This window comes from Nonomuraea muscovyensis (assembly GCF_014207745.1).
Taxonomy (GTDB): Bacteria; Actinomycetota; Actinomycetes; order Streptosporangiales; family Streptosporangiaceae; genus Nonomuraea; species Nonomuraea muscovyensis.
The window spans coordinates 2,100,581-2,122,001 of record NZ_JACHJB010000002.1; the positions used below are offsets into that span (position 1 = coordinate 2,100,581).

The 21,421-nt window shown below is 74.2% G+C and carries 19 protein-coding genes; 10 read left to right on the top strand and 9 right to left on the bottom strand.

From position 1 onward, the window contains the following. Positions 1-92 precede the first annotated feature (92 nt). Positions 93-971: an SDR family oxidoreductase gene (locus FHU36_RS26585; RefSeq protein WP_185086543.1), complete on the bottom strand. Its 879-nt coding sequence runs from the start codon at positions 969-971 to the stop codon at positions 93-95. A gap of 52 nt (positions 972-1,023) precedes the next feature. Between FHU36_RS26585 and soxR the strand changes: the two genes are divergently transcribed. The 5 genes from soxR (at position 1,024) to FHU36_RS26610 (ending at position 4,272) form a co-directional block, all read left to right on the top strand. Next, positions 1,024-1,473 carry a redox-sensitive transcriptional activator SoxR gene (gene soxR / locus FHU36_RS26590; protein ID WP_185086544.1) on the top strand — a complete coding sequence of 150 codons (450 nt, stop codon included), beginning with the start codon at positions 1,024-1,026 and terminating at the stop codon, positions 1,471-1,473. Between the two features lie 291 nt (positions 1,474-1,764). Continuing rightward, the gene (locus FHU36_RS26595) at positions 1,765-2,571 is read left to right on the top strand and encodes a GNAT family N-acetyltransferase (protein WP_221496584.1); all 807 of its coding nucleotides are present in this window, start codon (positions 1,765-1,767) and stop codon (positions 2,569-2,571) included. Between the two features lie 192 nt (positions 2,572-2,763). Next, positions 2,764-3,024, top strand: coding sequence for a hypothetical protein (locus tag FHU36_RS26600; RefSeq protein WP_185086546.1), 261 nt, complete (start codon positions 2,764-2,766; stop codon positions 3,022-3,024). Between the two features lie 59 nt (positions 3,025-3,083). Further along, on the top strand, positions 3,084-3,935 hold the full coding sequence (locus FHU36_RS26605) for a helix-turn-helix domain-containing protein (protein ID WP_185086547.1): 852 nt from the start codon (positions 3,084-3,086) through the stop codon (positions 3,933-3,935). Positions 3,936-4,005: 70 nt separating this feature from the next. Then, on the top strand, positions 4,006-4,272 hold the full coding sequence (locus FHU36_RS26610) for a hypothetical protein (RefSeq protein ID WP_185086548.1): 267 nt from the start codon (positions 4,006-4,008) through the stop codon (positions 4,270-4,272). Positions 4,273-4,301: 29 nt separating this feature from the next. Here the strand turns inward: FHU36_RS26610 and FHU36_RS26615 are convergent, their stop codons facing one another. The 7 genes from FHU36_RS26615 to FHU36_RS26645 all read right to left on the bottom strand — a co-directional run bounded on the left by FHU36_RS26615 (position 4,302) and on the right by FHU36_RS26645 (position 12,798). After that, positions 4,302-4,919 carry a TetR/AcrR family transcriptional regulator gene (locus tag FHU36_RS26615; protein WP_185086549.1) on the bottom strand — a complete coding sequence of 206 codons (618 nt, stop codon included), beginning with the start codon at positions 4,917-4,919 and terminating at the stop codon, positions 4,302-4,304. Between the two features lie 46 nt (positions 4,920-4,965). Further along, positions 4,966-6,975: a mannosyltransferase YkcB-related protein gene (locus FHU36_RS26620; protein ID WP_185086550.1), complete on the bottom strand. Its 2,010-nt coding sequence runs from the start codon at positions 6,973-6,975 to the stop codon at positions 4,966-4,968. Continuing rightward, on the bottom strand, positions 6,972-8,144 hold the full coding sequence (locus FHU36_RS26625) for a glycosyltransferase (RefSeq protein ID WP_185086551.1): 1,173 nt from the start codon (positions 8,142-8,144) through the stop codon (positions 6,972-6,974). The genes FHU36_RS26620 and FHU36_RS26625 overlap by 4 nt, the downstream gene beginning before the upstream one ends. A 35-nt stretch (positions 8,145-8,179) precedes the next feature. After that, on the bottom strand, positions 8,180-9,547 hold the full coding sequence (locus tag FHU36_RS26630; RefSeq protein ID WP_312891842.1) for a HAMP domain-containing sensor histidine kinase: 1,368 nt from the start codon (positions 9,545-9,547) through the stop codon (positions 8,180-8,182). Next, on the bottom strand, positions 9,544-10,239 hold the full coding sequence (locus FHU36_RS26635) for a response regulator transcription factor (protein ID WP_185086552.1): 696 nt from the start codon (positions 10,237-10,239) through the stop codon (positions 9,544-9,546). Before FHU36_RS26635 ends, FHU36_RS26630 begins: the two co-directional genes overlap by 4 nt. A 42-nt stretch (positions 10,240-10,281) precedes the next feature. Next, entirely contained in the window at positions 10,282-11,811 is a 1,530-nt protein-coding gene (locus tag FHU36_RS26640) for a phytoene desaturase family protein (RefSeq protein ID WP_185086553.1), read from the bottom strand. 96 nt (positions 11,812-11,907) lie between these two features. Continuing rightward, complete coding sequence (locus tag FHU36_RS26645; protein WP_185086554.1) at positions 11,908-12,798, bottom strand: LysR family transcriptional regulator; 891 nt, start codon at positions 12,796-12,798, stop codon at positions 11,908-11,910. Between the two features lie 70 nt (positions 12,799-12,868). On the opposite strand from FHU36_RS26645, the gene FHU36_RS26650 reads away from it, so the two are divergent. From FHU36_RS26650 to FHU36_RS26665, 4 genes are all read left to right on the top strand, one after another. Continuing rightward, positions 12,869-13,951 (top strand): YeiH family protein, encoded by a 1,083-nt coding sequence (locus FHU36_RS26650; RefSeq protein WP_185086555.1) that lies wholly within the window; start codon positions 12,869-12,871, stop codon positions 13,949-13,951. 99 nt (positions 13,952-14,050) lie between these two features. Continuing rightward, entirely contained in the window at positions 14,051-14,977 is a 927-nt protein-coding gene (locus FHU36_RS26655; protein WP_185086556.1) for a pseudouridine-5'-phosphate glycosidase, read from the top strand. Then, complete coding sequence (locus FHU36_RS26660) at positions 14,974-15,921, top strand: carbohydrate kinase family protein (protein ID WP_185086557.1); 948 nt, start codon at positions 14,974-14,976, stop codon at positions 15,919-15,921. The genes FHU36_RS26655 and FHU36_RS26660 overlap by 4 nt, the downstream gene beginning before the upstream one ends. Positions 15,922-16,004: 83 nt before the next feature. Continuing rightward, complete coding sequence (locus FHU36_RS26665) at positions 16,005-18,293, top strand: hypothetical protein (protein ID WP_185086558.1); 2,289 nt, start codon at positions 16,005-16,007, stop codon at positions 18,291-18,293. Positions 18,294-18,391: 98 nt separating this feature from the next. Here the strand turns inward: FHU36_RS26665 and FHU36_RS26670 are convergent, their stop codons facing one another. After that, entirely contained in the window at positions 18,392-19,327 is a 936-nt protein-coding gene (locus FHU36_RS26670) for an aminoglycoside phosphotransferase family protein (protein ID WP_185086559.1), read from the bottom strand. A gap of 249 nt (positions 19,328-19,576) precedes the next feature. Between FHU36_RS26670 and FHU36_RS26675 the strand changes: the two genes are divergently transcribed. Beyond that, positions 19,577-21,346 carry an NAD+ synthase gene (locus FHU36_RS26675; protein WP_185086560.1) on the top strand — a complete coding sequence of 590 codons (1,770 nt, stop codon included), beginning with the start codon at positions 19,577-19,579 and terminating at the stop codon, positions 21,344-21,346. Positions 21,347-21,421 lie beyond the last annotated feature (75 nt).

A 21,421-nucleotide genomic window follows, 5' to 3' on the forward strand; every position in this document is an offset into this window, starting at 1 on the left:
GGACGGCGGGGCCCCCTCCAGCGGCGCCACCCGCACGACGTCGTCCGCGGCCAGCGCCAGGGCGTCCGCCATGACGCCGCGCCGGAACGCCCCTAGTAGGAGTCGGCGACGTCCCGCGGCGACAGGAAGTCCGCCGCGTGGTCGTGCGCCCACTCGCGGAACGTGCGGGCGGGACGGCCGGTCACCTCTTCCACGGTCGTGGTGACCGGCTCGGGCTCGGCCACGATGGAGGCCCAGTGGTCGAGCGCGCCGTCGACCATCGCGGGGTCGCCCCAGGCGGCGATCATCTCCGCGCGGGCCTCCTCCCGCGGCTGCTCGTCGAAGCGCAGCGGGCGGCCGATGACCTCGCCGATGACGCGCACCTGGTCGGCCTGGGTGAGGACCTCCGGTCCGGTGAGCACGTGGCTGCTGCCGGCGTGGCCGTCCTCGGTCAACGCCCGGAAGGCCACGGCGGCGATGTCGGCCTCGTGGATGAGCGAGCGCGCCGCACCGGCGTACGGCGCGCGCACCACGCCGCTCGACCGGATCTCCTCGGCCCAGCCGAGGGTGTTGGTGGCGAACCCGCCCGCCCGCAGGAACGTCCACTCCACCCCGGACCGCCGGACCAGCTCCTCGACCTCGCCCCACACCCCGTTCTGCGCCGCGTCGCGCCCGTCCTGCACGGAGAAGGCGGAGACATAGACGACCCGGCGCGCGTGCCGGGCGATCGCCTCGACGACGGGCTCGGCCCCGGCGGCCGAGAAGGACGGCCACAGCAGGAACACCGAGCCGACGCCCTCCAGGGCCGCCTCCACGGACTCCGGTTCGGTCAGGTCCCCGCGCACCACCTCGACGCCGCCGGGCAGGCCGGCCCGCGACGGTTCACGGGTCAGCGCCCGCACCGCGACGCCTGCCTCGGCCAGCAGGGGCACCAGATGCCTGCCGATGTTCCCCGTGGCGCCGATCACCAAGATCTTGTCTGTCGTGTTCATGCGACCATGCTCGAACTTAAACCCTTGTTGAAGTCAAGCTAGGCTCTCGGGCATGACGAACCCGTCCCCGCCGGGCAAGGAGCTCACCATCGGCGAGCTGGCCGAACGCAGCGGAGTGCCGGCCTCGGCGCTGCGCTTCTACGAGCGCCAGGGCCTCATCCACAGCCGCCGCACCGTGGGGAACCAGCGCCGCTACCACCGCTCCACGCTGCGCGTGGTCGCCTTCATCCGCGCCTCGCAGTCGGTCGGCGTCCCGCTGTCGGTGATCGGCGACGTGCTCGCCTTCCTGCCGGAGGGGGCGCACCCGACTCCGGAGTTCTGGCGGCGGGCGTCGCACTGCTGGAGCGAGGAGCTGAACGCGCGCATCGCCCGGCTGGAACGGATGCGCGACCTCTTCACCGACTGCGTCGGCTGCGGCTGCCTGTCGTTCGAGCAGTGCGCCCTGGTCAACCCCGGCGATCGCCTGGGCCAGGAGGGTGCCGGCCCGCGCCGCCTCCTCTGAGGTGCGCCAGGGGCAGCCACTGACGAACCGCGGCCACCTCCCGTGCTCGGCGGCACCGGCCTGGGCGATCTGACGACGCGCCACGGGTGGTCCAGGTGGCGGGGAGGGTGCCGTCGCGGCTGATGAGGCCACCCCTGGACAGGGCTGTCCCACCCACATCAACCGCCACAACACTGTCCTCATCCTGTCCCGTTCAGCCGCACGGGAAACCCGATCAGGCTGTCCTTATTCACCGGTGGGCGGAGTTAAATACGTTTGAGCTGGATGCGGCGGGTGCGGAAGGATGACCGCATGAAGATCCGCCGCCTCACGCTCGACGATCTCGACGCCTGCACCCGCCTGGCCGAGAGCCGCGACTGGGGCCCCGAGCGGCACAAGTGGCGGCTGCTCCTCGACGTGGGCGAGGGCTACGGCATCGACGCCCCCGACGGCGACGGGCTCGCGGCGACCAACATCCTGACCCGCTACGGCCACGACCATGCGGTGATCAGCATGGTCCTCACCGCCTCCCGCCACGCTCGCCAGGGGCTGGCCCGCAAGCTGATGGAGCACGCGCTGGCCGAGGCCGGCGAGCGCACGGTCTCGCTGCACGCCACCGACAGCGGCCGGCCGCTCTACGAGCAGCTCGGCTTCCGCACCCTGGGCCGGGTCGTCAAGCGCACCGGCGTCTTCCGCGGCGAGCCGTCCGGCCGGACGCGGACGGCCACCGCGGACGATCTGGGCACGATCCTGGCGCTCGACGCCGAGGTGTTCGGCACCGACCGCTCGGCGCTGTTGCGGCGCATGTCCGGCTTCGGCGAGCGGGTGCTGGTCGCCGAGGGTGGGTTCGGCCACTGCTGGCGCAACGACGGCAACGTCGTCATCGGCCCCGTGGTGGCCCACGACCTCGCGACCGCGCAGGCGCTGATCGGCGATCTGGCCCTGCACGTGGGCGGCGAGGTGCGGATGGACATCGACGAGGCGCAGGGCGGGCTGGTCCGGTGGGCCGAGGAGCACGGCATGGGCCGGCCGTGGGCGGTCTCGCTCATGGCGCGTGACGGACTGCCGCCCGGCGACCGGTCCCGGCAGTTCCTGCCGTTCATGCAGGCGCTCGGCTGAGCCTTCCGCGTTCACGGGAGCCTCCCTCGACTGCCGGGTGGCTCGGTGTCCCGTCATGCCTGGAGTTTCGGTTCTGTCAGCGTCACACCCCCGGCGCGCCATATATGACGGTTTTTCGCAAAACGATCGACTTTGTCCCCTAGAGACGTACAATTGCGCGCAATTGCAGACCTCATTCGGGAAGGACTGTCCATGCGCATGCGGTTCCTCGGCTCCACGTCGGAGGCGGGCGCCTGCCCCACCCTCTACGAGACCGACCGCGGCACGATCGTCGTGCAGGGCCTCCGGCTCACCGACCCCGATGCCCTGGCCGACCTGCGGGACGTCCTCGACGGTGAGGCCGCGGTCGAGGTGCCCCGCGAGCTGCTCACCGAGATCGCCCGCCGGGTGCTGCCCGACATCCCGGCAACCGCTTTCCCGACCTTGGGTTCGACACCATCCGCCACTACTTGATCACAATTGCGCGACTGCCACTGGTATGATCAACGTGAGCGGGTCTAGCCTCTTGCCGCGTGACGTCCTTTCAGCAGGCGCGCGTCGATCTCGGCACCCAGCTCCGCGCGCTGCGCGAGGCCGCCCACCTGTCGGGCAAGGACCTGGCCGAGCGGCTGCGCTGGCAGCCCTCCAAGGTCTCCCGGCTGGAGAACGCCAGGCAGACGGCGACGGAGGACGACGTCGTCGTGTGGGCGCAGGCCGTGCGGGCCTCGCCCGAGACGACGGACGAGCTGATCCGGCAGGCCATCGCGCTGCTCGAACGGCACGACGACTGGAAGCAGCGCCACCGCAGCGGCCTGGCCGCACTCCAGGAGGACATCCGCGACCTGGAGGCGCGCACCCGGCTGTTCCGGGTCTTCGAGCCGAACATCGTGGTCGGGCTGCTGCAGACCGCCGAGTACTCCCGCCACGTCTTCCGCAAGGTCAGGCGCCTCTACAGCGCCCCCGAGCAGATCGACGCGGCCGTGCGGGTCCGGATGCAGCGGCAGGAGATCCTCTACGACCGGAGCCGGACGTTCAGGTTCGTGCTGCCGGAGTCGGCGTTGCGCACCCGGCTCGCCCCGGTCGACGTCATGCGCGGCCAGCTCGACCGGCTGATCGCCGTCAGCACCCTGCCGAACGTCGAGTTCGGCGTCATCCCCTTCTCCGCCGAGCTGCCGTCGGCGCCCATCAACGGCTTCTGGATCTACAACGAGGCCATGGTCGGCGTCGCCACCATGACCAAGGACCTGGTCCTGCGCGATCCCGACGACATCGCCTTCTACACCCGCGCCTTCGACGACTACGCCAAGGCGGCGGTGTTCGACGGGGCCGGCCGGGACGTCATCCTCGGCATTCTTGACGATTACCGCAAACAATCCGCCTCTTAATCCGCGCAATTGCTTGCCCGCCTCCACAAGATCGTGCAATTCTGTCGCGAGGACGTTGCGGAGGTGACGCATGATGCTTGATACCGCGCTCAGCCTGGAGCGGTTCGCGTGGTGTGCCGGTCGTCACGCCGACCTGACGATCCAGAGCCTGGCTCTGGCGAGCGACCCGGCGTACGTGTCGGTGCGCAACCGCTTCTCGGCCACGCTCGCGGAGAGCGTCACCTGCTCCGAGGACGGCAGTTTCGTCACCTCGTGGGGCTACCGGCTCGGCACGACCGACGACGTGGAGGCCGCCGCCGCCCGCCTCGCCTTCCTCCTGGCGGCCCTGCCCGCCTGACGGCGGACCGCCCGAGGGCCGACCGGCGTTCAGCCGAGGGCCTCGGGCGAGATGCCCGCCTCCCTGGCCGCCGCGGTGCGCGCGTGGTCGAGGAGGCGGGAGCGGCTGAGCACCGTGGGGTGCAGGGTGTAGCGGATCACCAGCCCGTCGAGCATGGCGTCGATGCGCTCGGCCGCCCCCGCCGGGTCGTCGCAGGCGAACTCACCCGTCCGCGTGCCGTCGGCCAGCACCCTGGCCAGCGCGTCCAGCCAGGCAGTCTCCAGCTCCAGCATGATGCCGTTGACGGCCGGCTCGCGCAGCGCGGTGTTCCAGGCGTCGATCCACAGCAGCCAGCTCTGGTCGGACCTGGAATCCGGGATGTAGTACTGCAACACCCGGTCCAGGCGCTCCACCGCGGTGCCGGGGCCGGCGGCCAGCTCGTCGAGCCTGGCGCTCTCGATGTCGAGCGTGGCCCTGAGCATCGCGGTGATCAGCTCGTCCTTGGTGGCGAAGTGGTAGTGGATCAGCCCGCCGCTGACGTTGATGGACTTGGCGATGTCGGCGATCCGGGTGTTGGCCAGGCCGCGTTCGAGCACCACCTTGCGCGTGGCCTCGAGCAGCTCTGCCCGGCGCTGGTCGGCCTGCTCGGCTCGGGTCGTACTCCGCACCGGCCAAGCTTATCCGCCCACGGGGGGACGTTCGGGGCGAAGGACGTCACCCGGCGGCCGAGCAGTCGTAGAGGCCGTCCTGACCGGTCACGGCCGCGCAGTTCCGCTGGACCCAGGTGGTGACCTCGCTGTCGCCCCGGCCGGGACCGCCGCCGCCCGTCAGCACGTGACGCAGGCGTCCGGAGGCGACCAGGCTCTGCAGGCGGGCAACGGTCATGGCGGGGTCGCGGCCGGTGAAGCCGCCCATGGCGATGACCGGCTTGCCGGTGGCCAGGATGATGCCGGCCGCCTGCTGGGCGCTGGCGACGGCGGCGAGCCATTCGGCCGTCCCCTGGTTCGCCTCCAGGTACGCGACCAGCGCGCTGTCGGTCTCGCCGCCGAACCCGCCGGCCATCCGGCCCGGCCGGCCCGCCTCGCCCTGTCCCGGCTGGTCAGGCTGCCTCGTTCCGGGGGGCGCCTCGCGGGGAGGCGTGCCCCGCATGCCGGAGCCGCCGGGGCCGAAGCCGCCGCCCGGGGCCGAGTTCACGGCCGGGCCCGCGATCGGGTTCGTGCCGTTGACCGGCGACTGCAGCGGCGTCACCGCGTACGCGGCCGGCCCGGCGAGTCCCGCGACCAGCACCGCCGGCAGCACGCTCACGGCCAGCCTGGTCATGGTGCCCCTGCCCAGCCGGGCCAGGACGAGCCCCGCCGAGGCCAGCACGGTCGCCGCGAGGACCGTCCAGGCCAGCCACGGCACCCAGTCGGGGGTACGGCGCAGCACCGTGAACGACCAGCCGCCGGTGACCGCGACCGCCAGCGGCAGCACCCACCACCAGGCGCGGGAGTGCCGGTGGGCCCGCCACATGAGGACCGCGCCCATCCCGGTGAGCGCCGCGACGGCCGGGGCCATCGCCGTCGTGTAGTAGGGGTGGAACGTGCCGCTGGAGAAGCTGAAGACCGCGAAGTGGACGGCCAGCCAGACCCCCCACAGCAGCCACGGCGCGCCCGGTTGGCGCAGGACGGACGAGACGGGCGTCGCGGGCTCCCGGCGGGCGCGCCACCGCGACCAGGCCGCCACCGCCGCGAGGGCCGACGCCAGCGCGCAGAACGGCAGCAGCCAGGAGATCTGGCCCGCCATGGTGTCGTTGAACAGCCGCCCGGCCCCCGAGGCGCCGCCGAAGGAGGCGCCGCCGCCGAAGCCGCCGGACCCGCCGCCCTGGCCGAAGATCCGCCCGAGGCCGTTGTAGCCGATGACCAGGTCCCATACGGAGTTGTCCGTGGAGCCGCCGATGTACGGCCGGGAGTCCGCCGGCCACAGGTCCACGATCGCCATCCACCAGGCACTGGCCGCGACCAGCACCGCCCCGGCGGCCAGCAGGTGGCCCAGCCGCCTGGCGAGCGTCGTCCGCGCGCACACCAGGTACGCCGACGCGAGGGCGGGCACCGCCAGGTACGCCTGGAGCATCTTGGTGTTGAACGCCAGCCCGACGAGGAGCGCGCACAGCAGCAGCAGGCGGGGCCGGCCGGCGCGCAGCGCCTCCAGGCAGCACCAACCGGCCGCCACGAGCAGCAGGACGAGGAGCGTGTCGGGGTTGTTGTCCCGGTTGATCGCCACGGTGATGGGCGTCAGGGTCATGACGACGGCCGCCACCAGCGCCGCGACGTGCGCGTGCCGGCCGGTGCCGAGACCGCGCCGGACCGCCGAGTGGACCAGCGCGACGGTGGCCGCGCCCGCGACCGCCTGCGGGAGCAGCATGCTGTACGTGCCGTAGCCGAAGATCCGCGCCGACAGGCCCATCACCCACAGCGCCAGCGGCGGCTTGTCGACCGTGATGAACGAGCCCGCGTCGAGCGCGCCGAAGAAGAACGCCTTCCAGCTCGTGGTGCCGGACCGGACGGCGGCGGCGTAGTAGGCGTTGGCGTCGCCGCTGAGCGCCCAGGCGTACAGGGCGAACGCGGCGGCGAGCACGCCCCACAGTGCGGGACGCGACCAGCGGGGGGCGTCGCCGGAGCCGAGCAGGACCCGGCCGGCCAGCGGGGCGCGGCGGTGCGCCGGCGTGGTGAGCGTGGCGGTCATCGGCCCTGCCTCCGGTTGGGGTTGAAGACCCACACGCGCAGCAGCAGGAAGCGCACCAGGGTGGCCAGGGCGTTGGCGGCGACGACCGCGACGAGCTCCACCCCGTGGGAGACGCCGGTGGGCAGCACGGCCAGCACGCCGGTGGTGAGAGCCAGCCCGACGAGGAAGGCGATCAGCCCCTCGAACTGGTGCCGCAGGGCCCGGGCCGAGCCGGTCACGCCGAAGGTGAAGCGGCGGTTGGCGGCGGTGTTGGCCACGGCCGTGACGAGCAGCGCCACCGCGTTGGCCGTCAGGGCGGGCAGCGCCTGCCGCAGCAGCGAGAACAGCGCCAGGTAGGCCACGGTGCTGACCACCCCCACGACGGCGAACCTGGGGAGCTGCCTGGCCATGCCGCGCGGCAGCCGCGCCTCCCGCACCCGGGAGGGCACGGGCAGGCGGACCGCTCCCCACAGCGTCCTGCGGGCGACCCTGGCCATGCCGCGCAGGTCGTCCAGGGCGGTCTGGACGATGTCGACGCGGCTGTCGGGGTCGTCCACCCAGTCGACGGGCACCTCGTGGATGCGCAGCCCGGCGCCTTCGGCGAGCAGCAGCAGCTCGGTGTCGAAGAACCACTGCTCGTCCTCCACCGCGGGCAGCAGGGCCTGGGCGACCTCTGTGCGCACGGCCTTGAACCCGCACTGGGCGTCGGAGAAGCGCGCCCCCATCAGCGAGCGGAGCAACAGGTTGTAGGAGCGGGAGATGAACTCCCGCTTGGGCCCGCGCACCACCCGCGACGTCCTGGCCAGCCGGGTGCCGATCGCCAGGTCGCTGTGACCCGACAGCAGGGGCGCGACCAGCGGCAGGAACGCGTCGAGGTCGGTGGACAGGTCGACGTCCATGTAGCTGACGACGTCCGCCTCGCTGGCCGCCCAGACGTGCCGCAACGCCCTGCCCCGGCCCTTGGCGTCGAGGTGGACGGCCCGTACGTGCGGCAGCTCCGCGGCGAGCCCTCTGGCCAGGGGCCAGGTGCCGTCGGAGCTGGCGTTGTCCGCGATCGTGATGCGGAAGCCGTACGGGAACGTGCCGGCGAGGTAGTCGTGCAGCCGGGTGACGCTCTCCCGCAGCGCCTGCTGCTCGTTGTGGACGGGGACGACCACCTCGACCAGGCGCGTCTTCACTGTTGTCTCCATGCCCCATAGTTCAGGGGTTCAGGATTTAAGTGGACTTACTCGTTTCTGAGGGCAGGATGAGATTTGCCCGGCAATGTGATCGTAGCGACGATACCGCCGCCCTGCGCGTTGGCCAGGCGCACCTCTCCCCCGGACTCGGTCACGGCCTGCGCCACGATCGCCAGCCCGAGCCCCGAGCCGGGCAGGCCGCGCGCCGTCGAGGAGCGCCAGAAGCGGTCGAAGACGTGCGGCAGCTCCTCCTCGGGGATGCCGGGCCCCTGGTCGCGCACGGTCAGCACGCCGCCGTGCAGGGCCACGTCGACCTGGCCGGGGCCGAACTTGGCGGCGTTGTCGATGAGGTTGAGCACGGCGCGTTCCAGGGAGGCGGCGCCGCCGACGACGTACCAGGGGTCGAGGTCGGTGGCGACCTCGGCGCCGCGCAGCCGGGCCCGGTCGACGGCGGCCCGGACGACGTCGTGCAGCGCCAGCTCGACGTGCGGCTCGTGGTCGGTGTCGCCGCGGGCGAGCTGCAGCAGGTCGCCGACCAGCGTGGACAGCTCGGCGAACTGCGCCTTCACGTTGACCAGCAGGCGCTGCTTGGCGGCCGGGTCGAGGCTGCGGCCGGTCTGCTCGCTGCGCAGCAGCAGGTCGATGTTGGTGCGCAGGGTGGTCAGGGGGGTGCGCAGCTCGTGGCCGGCGTCGGCGACGAGCTGCTGCTGGCGTTCGCGCGAGCCGGCCAGGGCGGCGGTCATGGCGTTGAACGACGAGCTGAGGCGGGCGATCTCGTCCGTGCCGGCGAGCGGGATGCGGATGGTGAGGTCCTCGGTCTGCGCGATGTGCTCGACGGCCCGGGTGAGCCGGCCGACCGGCGCCAGCGCGGTGTGTGAGACGGCCCGCCCGGCCAGGGCCGCGCCGAGCACGCCGAGGGCGGCGACCGCGCCCAGCAGCAGGGCGACCATGTTGAGGGTGTCCTGGAGCTTGTCGAGCCGTCGCGCCTTCATCCGGGCCATGCCGGGCCCGACCCCTTCGACGTAGACGAGCACCGGGGTGCCGTCGGTGGTCGCGCCGGTGTAGACGTGGTCGCCGCCGTACGCCGCGATGCGCCGGTCCTCGCCCCTGACGACGATGGGCGGGCCCAGGTGGCAGGTGGGGCGGCCGTCGCTGAAGACGAGCTGGTTGATCTCCGGTGGCTGGAAGTCGCCGGCGATCCGCTCGTCGGTCGTGCAGTGGGAGCCGACGTACTCGAGGTCCTTCTTCCGCTGGTACGGCGAGTCACCCGGGTCGGGCCGCAGGTCGCGGCTCATCTGGTCGTACATCTGCTGGCGGACGATCATGTAGCAGGCGCCGGAGCTGATCGCCACGGCCAGTGCCACGGCCACCGACACCAGCAGCGTCAGCCGCGAGCGCAGGCTGCCCCGTCTCACGGCGCCGCCCGCAGCACGTATCCGACCCCGCGCACGGTGTGGATCACCCGGGGCTCCCCGCCGGCCTCGGTCTTGCGCCGCAGGTACATCACGTACACGTCCAGCGAATTGGACGCCGGCTCGAAGTCGAACCCCCACACCTCGCCGAGGATCTGCTCGCGCGTCAGCACCTGGCGCGGGTGCGTCAGGAACAGCTCCATCAGCAGGTACTCGGTGCGGGTCAGGTCGAGCACCCGCTCGCCGCGCGTGACCTCGCGGGTGGCCGGGTCCATGCGCAGCTCGCCGTAGGTCAGGGCGTCGTCCGCGGGCGTGTCCCGCAGGGCGCTGCGCCGCAGCAGGGCGCGCACCCGGGCCAGCAGCTCGTCCAGCTCGAACGGCTTGACCAGGTAGTCGTCGGCGCCCGCGTCGAGACCGGAGACCCGGTCGCCCACCGCGTCGCGGGCCGTCAGCATGAGGACGGGCACGTGGTTGGCCGAGGCGCGCAGCCGACGGCAGGCGGTCAGCCCGTCGAGCCGGGGCATCATCACGTCGAGCAGCACGACGTCGTACGGCTCGCGGGCCAGCTCGTCGAGCGCGGCCTGCCCGTCGTTGGCGGTGACGACCCGGTAGCCCTCGAACTCCAGGCTCGACTGCAGCGCCTCGCGCAGCGCGGGCTCGTCGTCCACCACCAGCAGGCGTGCCACTTCACTCATGCTGCACAAGGTAGGCCCTCAAGATGAGAGCCCGATGAGTCGTCACGGCCGTCGGCTGCGCGACAGCAGCGCCATGGCGGCGTTGTGGCCGGGGATGCCGCTGACGCCGCCGCCTCTGCGGGCGCCGGCGCCGCACAGCAGGATCCGCTCGTGCTCGGTCTCGACGCCCCAGCCGCCCTCGTCGGCGTACGGCCAGGCGAGGTCGCGGTGGAAGATGTGGCCGCCGGGCAGGCCGGCCTCCGTCTCCAGGTCGACCGGGGTCTTGGCCTCGACGCAGGGCGTGCCGTCGGGGGCGCGCAGCACGCAGTCCTCGAGGGGTTCGGCCAGCACCTGGTCGATCGAGGCGAACGTGGCGCGCAGCGCCTCGGCCCGCGCCCGCTCCGGATCGGCGCGGAACAGCCGGGCGGGCATGTGCAGGCCGAACAGCGTCATCGTCTCCGCCCGGCCGCGCAGGTCGGGGCCCAGGATGGACGGGTCGGTCAGTGAGTGGCAGTAGACCTCCGCGGGCGGCAGGTCGGGGATCAGGCCGCGGGCCGCCTGCTCGTAGGCGCGGGCGAGCTGGTCGCGGCCCTCGTTGATGTGGAACGTGCCGCTGAAGGCCGCTCTCGGGTCCACGGCCGGGTCCTTCAGGCGGGGCAGCCGCGACAGCACCATGTTGACCTTGAGCTGCGCGCCCTCCGGCGCCGTTGCGGGACGGCCGAGCAGCCGGTCGAGTACGGCGGGCGGCAGGTTGGCCAGCACGTGCCCGCCCGTGACGGTGTGCTCCCCTGCGCCGGGCCGCCCCGACGTGCGGAAGGTCACCTCGCCGGACGGAGCGATGCCGACGATCTCGGCGCCGGTCACGATCTCCGCCCCGGCCCGCCTGGCCGCCGCCTCGATCGCGCCGGAGACGGCGCCCATGCCGCCCACGGGGACGTTCCACTCGCCGGTGCCGTCGCCGATGACGTGGTAGAGGAAGCACCGGTTGGCCAGCAGGTCGGTGGCCGGGTCGGCGAACGTGCCGATCAGCGCGTCGGTCAGCACCACCCCGCGCACCGTGTCGTCGCCGAACCGCTCGTCCACCACCTCGCCGATGGGCCGCCGGAACAGGTCGCGCCACGCCTCCGGCCCGACCAGGCGCTCGATGTCGCGGGCGGGGCGCAGCGGCTCCAGCAGCGTCGGCGCCAGCGCCCGGGCCACCCGCCCGACCAGGTCGTAGAAGTCCTGCCACGCCTGGTGGTCGGTCTCCGCCCCGGTGACCTCGCGGAACGAGGCCGCCGTCCGCGTCGCGTCGCCGTTGTCGACGAGCAGGCCGGTGCGGCCCTTGGGCGTGTAGGAGGCGTAGCGGCGGCGGCGCAGCTCCAGGCCGAGGCCCAGGTCCTGGGCGATCTTCGTCGGGAGGAGGCTGACGAGGTAGGAGTAGCGCGACAGCCGTACGTCCACGCCCGGGAAGGCGCGGGTGGAGATGGCCAGGCCACCGGCGTGGCCGAGCCGTTCCAGGACGAGGACCTTCCGGCCGGCGCGCGCCAGGTAGGCGGCGGCGACGAGCCCGTTGTGCCCGCCCCCGGCGACGACGACGTCATACCCGCTCATAGCGGCACCTTACGGGCACGCGAGGGGACCCGGCGACCGGGCCGGTCAGCGGGCCGGTCAGCGAGGGCGGGGCCGGTCAGCGGGAGCGGGGGGCGGTCAGGCCGGGGTGGCGATGGCGAGCAGGGTGGCGGCCGGGCCGGTGAGGGGGCGGCCGCGCCGCCACACCGCGCGCAGGCTCCTGGCCAGGTCCACCCCGGCCAGCGGCACCTCCACCAGCCGCCCGGTGGCCAGCTCGGCCTCGACGGCGTACCCGCTGAGCACCGCGGGCGCCACGCCCGCCTGGGCCGCCCCCTTGACGGCCGAGTTGGACCCGAGCTCCAGTCGCGGGCGGGCCTGCCGCAGCCCCGCGAACGCCACGTCCAAGGTCACCCTGGTGCCCGAGCCGGGCTCGCGGACGACCAGCGGGGTGGCGGCCAGCTCGGCGCCCCGCAGCGCCGTACGGCGGCGCGCCCACGCGTGGCCGGGCGCCACGACCACCACCAGCCGGTCCGTGCCCACGACGCGGCGGGCCAGCCCGTCGGGCACGCTCGGCCCCTCCACGAACCCCAGCTCCACCTCCCCCGCCAGCACCCGGGCTGCCACGTCCGCGGAGTTGACCACGTCCAGTCCCACCTGGACGCCGGGCTCGCGGTGCTGCAGTTCGCCCAGCCAGCGCGGCACCAGGTACTCCGCCACCGTCATGCTGGCCGCCACCCGCAGGTGCGCGGCGCCGCGGTGCCGGACGGCCTCGGCGGCGCGCGTCAGCTCGTGGGCGGCGGCGAGGACCTGCGCCGCCCAGCCCGCCACCATCTTGCCCTCGGCGGTGAGGGTGGAGCCGCGCGGCGTGCGTTCCAGCAGCGGCAGTCCGAGGCGGCGCTCCAGCAGCGCGATGCGCTTGCTGGCGGAGGGCTGCGCGATGCCGGCCGCCCGGGCGGCCTGGCCGAGGCTGCCCAGCTCGCCCACGTCGACCAGGAGCTGGAGGGAGACGAGGTCGGGCAGCGGGCTCATAGCCCCAGGCTATGACCTCACAGGCAACCGGTGGCTACCGGCCCCTCCCGGCGCCGCGAAGACTGGGGGCATGCTCCTGCCCGGCCTGGCCACGACCGCGCTCGCGGTGGCGTTCGCCCTGGTCGTCAACCGTCTCGTCCCCGCGCTCAGCCCTGCCGTGGTGGCGGTGGCGGCGGGGGCGCTCCTGGCGAACCTGGGCGGCGCCGGTCCCCGGCTGCGTCCCGGGCTGGCGTTCGTGGCCCGCCGGGTGCTGCGGACCGCGATCGTGCTGCTCGGCCTGCAGATCGCGGTGCCGCAGGTGCTGGCGCTGGGCTGGCCGACGGTGGCGGTCGTGGTGACGGCCACCGGGCTGACGTTCGCGCTGACGCCGCTGATCGGCCGGCGCCTCGGGTTACCGCCCGGCACGTCGCTGCTCGTCGCCACCGGGGTGTCCATCTGCGGCGCCGCCGCCATCGCCGCCATGCACGACGCCACCCGCGCCCCCGGACGTCCCGTCGCCACGGACGACGCCACCCCCTCCCCCGGTCCCGGCGGGCGGCCCGTCACCACGGACGACGACGCCGCGGCGGCGCTCGGCGTGGTGGTCCTGTACGGGAGCGCCGCCATCGTGGCCGTGCCACTGGTGGCGTCCTGGCTGGGGCTGTCCCCGGCCCAGCTCGGGGTGTGGGCGGGGGCGGCGGTGCACGAGGTGGCCCAGGTGGCGGCGATCGGGTCGGCCTCGGGCGTGCTGGCCACCGCGATCACCGTGAAGCTCGGCCGCGTCCTGCTGCTCGCGCCCATCGTCGCCCTCACCACGGCAGCACCCGCACCGGCGTCCACGCCGTCGCCGGTCTCCGGGGGCGGCGCCGGCGCACCCGGGGGCGTCCCGTCCTCCCCCGCCGGTGGTTCCCGGGGGCGCCCGCCGGTGCTGCCGCTGTTCGTGGCGGGCTTCCTGGTGGCGGTCGCCCTGCGCAGCCTCGGCCTCGTGCCGTCCCCGGTGACGGCGTTCCTCCCGGACGTCACCACCGTGCTCATGGCCGCCGCGCTGTTCGCCCTGGGCACCGGCATCGACGCCCGCAAGCTGGCCCGGGGCGGGCGCGTGCTGCTGCTGGGCGGCATCTCGACGGGCCTGCTCGCCGTCGTCTCGCTGGCCGGCGTCGCGCTCCTGCCCTGATCCAGGACGTACGCCCCGGCAGCCGAGCGAACCAGGTGAAATACACTGACGTGCGCTTCACCGCCGGACCCAGAGACGTACGAGGAGCATCAGAACCACATGCACAGCACCACCACGCCCCTGCTCCAGCCGTCCGACGAGGTGGCCGAGGCGCTCGCCGCCGGCGCGCCCGTCGTGGCGCTGGAGTCCACGATCATCTCCCACGGGCTGCCGCAGCCGCGCAACCTGGAGGTCGCCCGGGAGCTGGAGGGGATCGTCCGGGAGGCGGGCGCCGTGCCGGCCACGATCGCGGTGCTCGACGGCGTGGCCCGCGTCGGCCTGGACGAGGCCGAGCTGGAGCGCATCGCGACCGAGCCCGGCCTGCGCAAGCTCGGGCAGCGCGACCTGCCCGTGGCCGCCGCGCTGAAGGCGAGCGGCGCGACGACCGTGTCGGCCACGTCGTTCCTGGCCGCTCGGGCGGGCATCCGGATCTTCGCCACGGGCGGGCTCGGCGGCGTGCACCGCGGCTGGACCGAGGAGCAGGACGAGTCGGCCGACCTCGACACGCTGGCCCGGACGCGGATCACCGTGGTGTGCGCGGGCGTGAAGTCGATCCTCGACGTCCGGGCGACGCTGCAGCGCCTGGAGACCCGCGGCGTCACCGTGGCGGGCTACCGCACCGACACCTTCCCCGGCTTCTACCTGCACTCCTCCGGCGAGCCGGTCGACTGGCGGATCGAGACGCCCGAGCAGGCCGCGGCGATCATGCGCGGCCAGGACGCGCTCGGTGGCCAGGAGACCGCGCTGATCGTCGCCAACCCGGTTCCGGCCGAGCTGCAGCTCGACCCGGCCCTGCACGACCGGGTGCTGGCGGAGGCGCTGGCCGCGGCCGACCGCGACGGCGTCACGGGCCAGGCGATCACGCCGTTCCTGCTGGGCTACCTCGTGCGCGGCACCGGCGGCGCCTCCCTGGAGGCCAATTTGGCGGCCGTGCGCGGCAACACCGCGCTCGCCGCCCGGATCGCGCTCGCCTGGTCGCGCCCGTGACCCACGCGGGCCCGCCCGCCGCATCCGGACTGCTGGTCGTCGGCGACGTCGTCACCGACGTGGTGGCCCTGCACGGGACCCCGCTCGCGCCCGGCACCGACACGGCGGCCGAGATCGTCCTGCGTCCCGGCGGCTCCGGCGCGAACACCGCCGCCTGGGCCGCCCATCTGGGCGGCGACGTCCGCCTGCTGGCCCGGGTCGGGCGCGACACCGGCGAGTGGCACCTCGGCGAGCTGGCCGGCACCGGGGTGCGCCCCCACCTCACCGTGGACCCCGACCGCCCGACGGCCGTGGTCATCGCCATGGTGGACGCGACGGGCGAGCGCACCATGCTCACCAACCGCGGCGCCGGCGGCCGGATCTCCCCTGACGACTGGGACGCCTCCCTGCTCGGCGGCGTCGGGCGGCTGCACCTGTCGGCGTACACGATGTTCGCCGAGCCAGGGCTGCGCCTGGCCCGGCTCGCCATCGCGCAGGCGGTCGCCGCGGGGGTGCGGGTCAGCGTCGATCCGGCCTCCACCGGACCACTGCGGGAGTTCGGCGTCGAGCGCTTCCTGGCCGAGACGGCCGCCGCCGACCTGATCATCCCCAACCTCGACGAGGCACTCCTGCTCACCGGCGCGCCGACGCCCGAGCGCGCCGCCGAGATCCTCGGCGACAGGTACGGCGCGGCGGTGGTCAAGCTGGGACCCCAGGGCGCGCTGGCGGCCACCGGAGGCCGGGTCGTGGCTACCGTGGAGGGGGTCCGCACCGAGGTCGTGGACACCACGGGAGCGGGTGACGCCTTCGCGGCGGGATACCTCACCGCGTCTCTCGACGGCGCCGGCGAGGAGGCCGCCCTGCGGGCCGGTTGCCGGGCGGGAGCCGCGTGTGTGGCCCTCGTGGGCGGTCGGCCACGGTACGGTTTGGAAGTGAACCGTCTTTACCCTATTCACGCCGATTGATAGCTTGCCGCATAGGCCGCACCATTGACCACATGCGTATCGCCTAGTAACGCGGCTCACTCTGGGGAGGATAAGGTCCGCCGATGGACGTCGAGTCATCGATCTGCCTGAGCGACCTGGTCCCTGCCCTGCGCTGGAGTAGACCCCAGCAGATCGCGGAGTCCCTGGGCGACCCGCGGCTGCCGGCCGCCTGGTGGTCGTCGGTGGCCCTCCAGCGAGCGCTCGGCACGATCGGGCTCGACTGGATCTGCGAACGGCTCGCCCGGCTGGCCGCCGCCCGCTGGGACCACATCCCGCTGGCCGACCTGCTTCCGGCGCTGACCGTCCACCACGTCGATCCGGCGCTGCCCGGCTGGCCCGACGCCACCCGCACGGCGGTCGCCGGGCTGGGCGGCTGGCGCCGGCTGCGCCGCCTGACCCCCGCCGACCTGGCCACGCCGTCGGCGACACCCGACGTGGTGATGGGCGCGGTCTTCCGCGAGGTGCTGGGCCGGTTGGAGGCGTCCCGTACGGGGCCCCGGACGACCGCGCAGGCCGCGCATCCGGAGGTCACCCGCCCCTTGCAGCGCGGCACCGTACCCGGGCAGCGGGAGGCCGAGGGCGAGTCCCAGCGGCAGACCGGCGGCTTCCCGGCCGTCCCGCCCGGCGCGTCCCCGCAGACCCCTCAGAGCACCGGCCCGCACCCCGGCGGCACCTTTCCCACCGCCGCGCAGGACGGCCCCTCGCCCGCCTCCCAGCAGAGCGGCCCCTTTCCGGCGGCCCCCGCGGGCCCGGAGCAACGACAGACCGGCTCGTTCCCCCCGGCACAGCCGGGGGGCACAGGTTCCTTCCCCGCCGTGCAACCGGGAGGCACAGGCCCCTTCCCGGCCCCGCAACCGGGAGGCCCGGCCGTGCAGCCGGGCGGCACAGGTTCCTTCCCGGCCGTCCAGCCCGGAGGCCCTGCCTCGCAGCCGGGCAACACGGGTTCCTTTCCGGCCCCGGACGAGAGCGGCGGCGGGCAGCGCCAGACCGGCTCGTTCCCGGCGCAGCCCGGCGGCCTGCCGCAGCGGCCGAGCGGCCCCCCGCCGAGCCCTCTGACCGCGCCCGGCGGCGCGGCCCACCCCGGCCCCTTCCCGGGCGGCCCCCAGACGGGCCCGCAGCCCGGCGTGGGCGGCCCCGGCGCCAACGGCGCGGCCCCCGGTCAACCGCTTCCCGGTCGCCCTGCGGGGGCGGCTCCCGGGGGGATCCCTGCCGTCCCCGGCTCGGCCCCCCAGCCCGCCTCCCTTCCCGGGGGCGAGCACCCCGCCCCTGTCCCCGGCTCGGGGGGCTCCGCGCCCTCCGACACCGACCACGCGATGGTCCGGGTGGTGGACGGCCTCTTCCGCGCCCTGGACAAGCTCGAACTCGCCGTCGCCGTGCACCGGCTGTTCGCCGAGGACCCGGTCAGCCTGCGCACCCTCGCGCACAAGATGCTCGTCGACCGCGACGCGCTCTCCCAGGCGCAGCGCACGGCGGAGGAACGCGTCCTGCAGTGGCTGCGCTCGTCGGAGTCGGCACCGGTGACCGGCCACATGTTCCGGCTGACCGAATGGCTCGGCGCCGCCGCCACCCAGGAGCAGCTGATCGGCGCCGACCCGGCCCACCCGGTGATGGTGCCCTCGCTGCGCACCCCACTGTGGCGGGTCCTCGTCACGCTCATGCCCGACCGCCGTCTGCAGGACGGCTGGCTGGTCGTCGGCGACATCCAGCGCCTGCAGGCCCGTACGCGGCAGCTCCTGGCCTCCCGCGCGGGCGACACGGACGTGGTGGAGCTCATGACCGAGCTGGGCATCCGGGCCCACTCCGCCCAGGCGTGGCTCGACGCCCTGCCGGCGGAGGCCCCGGCCAACGCCCCGGCGCCCTCCGCGCCGTCCCCGGCGCAGCCGCTCCCCCGGCGCACCCCCGGAGCCAACGGCCACCACCACCGCGGCGGCCAGCCGATCCCCGCCGCGGCGGCCGGCTCCATCGACCCGTCGGCGGCGCTCGCCACACTCTCGGCGCTGTCGGGCGGGCGTTCACCGGCGCTGGCCGGCGCCCCGGCCACGCCGCGCCCGCCGATCCCCGGCCCGTCGTCGGACCCGCGCCGCTGGCAGCGCATCGAGGTGACGCCCGAGCACCTGCGCGGCGGCCCGGTCCCCGTGCCCGAGGGGTACGCCGCGCAGCTCGGCATGCGTCCCGGCACCCTCCTGTCGGTGACGGGCCCCGGCGACAACGCCATCGTGCTGGTCTGGCAGGGGCACCAGCCGGTCTTCGACTCGCTCCAGCCGGTCCTGATGCGCCTCAACGCCCGCCCGGGCGACCAGGTGTACGTCACGGTCGACGGCTACCGCCTGGAGGCCCAGCTCACCGGCTGACCCGCCCGTCCGTCCCGGCGACGGCCACGCCGTCACCGGGACACCCGTCACCGCGCGAAGGGATCGCCGGGCGGACCAGGTCCCGAGATCGCCCGCGGCTACGGGTGCCGGGCCGAACGGCTCAGCAGGGTCGTGGCGATGGTGACCTGGGCCGGTTCGAGGGCGGTCCTGCCGTCCTCGATGTCCCACAGCGCGTTCTGCAGGACGCGGCCGAGCGTCCAGCCCGTCGCCCGCTGCCGGTCCAGGCCGACGACCTCGGTCAGCACGTCGAACCGGCGGAGCACCGTGCCCGAGACGTCGCCCGACGCCGTCACCGCGTCCCACCGGTCGTCCAGTGCCGGCAGCAGCTCGAACCCGGGGTCGCCGGCCAGCGGCTCGGGGTCGATGGCCAGCCACGGTTCCCGTTCACCGGCGAGGACGTTGTCGTCGTGCAGGTCCCAGTGCAGCAGGCGGTCGCCTGGCTCGCCCACCAGCTCGGCGACGGCGGACGCGCAGGTGAGCACCAGCCGCCGCTCGGCGGGATCGCGCAGCGCCGGCACCGCCGACGGGGCCTGGTCGAGCATGGCGGCGGCGACGCCGGACAGCGGCCGCACGCCCTCGGGCGCGGCAACCGAGGTCAACCGCGCCATCAGCTCGGCCAGGATCAGCACGGCGGCGTGGTCGTCCGCCACCGAGGACAGGGGCCGGGAGGCGTCGAGCCGTTCCAGCAACTGGGTGCCGCTCTCCTCGTCGTGGTCGAGCAGGCGCACGATGCCCTCGCCCCGCCACGCCAGCAGGCCGGTCACGACGCCTGCGGTCTCCTCGCGGGGCTGCTGGAGCTTGAGCACGGCGGGCGTGCCGTCGGCCCGGCGTACGGGCAGGACGAGCGAGGCCATGCCGTGCGCGACGGGGCCGTCGGGCCGCAACTCCCAGCGCTCCAGGAATCCGGCGCCGAGCCGGGGCAGCCCGGCGAGCCAGGCGCGCGCCTCGGCGCCGTTCGCGCCGTAGGACGCGGCGAACGCGTCGGGGACGTCGAAGGGAGTCGACGTGTTCATGCGAGAGATCTCCTTCGTCAGGGCCTTCAGGTGATGGGCGGACGAAGGAGCCAGGGAGGTGCCCGGCTCGCGGGCAGGCGTCAAACCATACCCCTGACCCTAACCGAACCCGATCATCACAGCCCCACACCCCACACAGACCACGTCCGGGCGGCCCGGCCGGCGGCGGGGGCCGGAGCCCTCCGGCGCCGCCGGGGCGGGTCACTATCGTCAGGGCGACGACGATCGGGCCGTACTACGCTGATTCACGTGGCACACCTGCGCATTGCCTTGGCACAGACCAACCCGGTCGTCGGCGACCTGGCGGCCAACTCCGCCAAGCTGCTGGACTGGACGCGCCAGGCCGCCGCCGGCGGCGCGCACCTGGTTCTGTTCACCGAGATGTTCCTCACCGGCTATCCCGTGGAAGACCTGGCACTGCGCTCCTCCTTCGTGGACGCCTCGATCGCCACGCTGGAGCAGGTGGCCGCCCGGCTGGCCGGGGAGGGGCTCGGCGAGCTCCCCGTGGTCGTCGGCTCCATGGACCGGGCCGGCCTCGCACCGCGCGCCGGCCGGCCCGAGGGCGCGCCGCTCGACGCCGTGGCCCTGCTCCACCGGGGCAGGGTCGTCACCCGTACGGCCAAGCACCACCTGCAGAACTACGGGGTCTTCGACGAGTTCCGCTACTTCGTCCCCGGCGACCGGCTGCCCGTCTTCAGGCTGCACGGCGTCGACGTGGCCATCGCGGTCTGCGAGGACCTGTGGCAGGACGGCGGGCCCGTGGCGGTGGTCGGCAAGGCGGGCGCCGGGCTGCTGGTCGTGCCGAACGCCTCGCCGTACGAGCGGGAGAAGGCCGACGTCCGGCTGGAGCTCGTGGCCCGGCGGGCGCGGGAGGCGGGCTGCGCGCTGGCCTACGTCAACCAGGTGGGCGGGCAGGACGAGCTGGTCTTCGACGGCGGCTCGATCGTGGTCGGCGCCGACGGCGAGCTCGTCGCGCGGGCCGGGCAGTTCCGCGAGGAGTTGCTGCTGGTGGACCTCGACCTGCCGGTCGCCGACCGGGAGCCGGGCAGGACGGCCCACGACGCGGGCGACGGCTCGACGATCACCGTGGACCGGTTCGTGCTCTCCGGCGAGCCCGTGACGATCGACGCGCCCGTCACGCCCTCGATCGCGCCGCGGCTGGACGATATGGCCGAGGTCTATGCGGCGCTGGTGCTGGGCGTGCGCGACTACGTGGCCAAGAACGGCTTCGAGTCGGTCATCCTGGCCCTTTCGGGAGGCATCGACTCGGCCCTGACCGCCACCATCGCCTCCGACGCCATCGGCCCCGAGCGGGTCCACGTCGTGATGATGCCCTCCCGCCACTCCTCCGAGCACTCCGTCACCGACGCCGAGGAACTGGTGCGCCGCCAGGGCGTCAACTCGCTCCTGGTGCCGATCGACGGCATCGTCACCGCCTTCGAGAAGGAGATCGAGCTCACCGGGACGGCGGCGGAGAACATCCAGGCCCGGGTGCGCGGCACGGTGCTGATGGGGCTCTCCAACGCGCACGGGCACCTGGTGCTCACCACCGGGAACAAGAGCGAGCTGGCCACCGGCTACTCCACCCTCTACGGCGACTCGGCGGGCGGCTTCGCGCCGATCAAGGACGTGCCCAAGACCATGGTCCGGGAGCTGTCGCGCTGGCGCAACGCCCACACCGACGGCTGGTTCCGCATGGACGTCGCCCGGCCCATCCCGGCGAACTCCATCACCAAGGAGCCCAGCGCCGAGCTCCGCCCCGGCCAGTGCGACACCGACTCGCTGCCACCGTACGAGGTGCTGGACCGGCTGCTGGACGACCACGTCGAGAAGGACCTGGGCTCGGCCGAGCTGGTCGCCGCCGGCCACGACCCCGACCTGGTGGCGCACGTCGTCAGCCTGGTGGACCCGGCCGAGCACAAGCGGCGCCAGTACCCGCCCGGCCCCAAGATCACCTCGAAGCACTTCGGCCGGGACCGCCGCCTGCCCATCACCAGCCACCGGCACGAGACCACCTGATGGGGTGGCCACGAACGTTCACCGGGTCCGCTGAGGCATCGGCCGGGCGATGCGCGATGGCGGGCTGATCGGTCA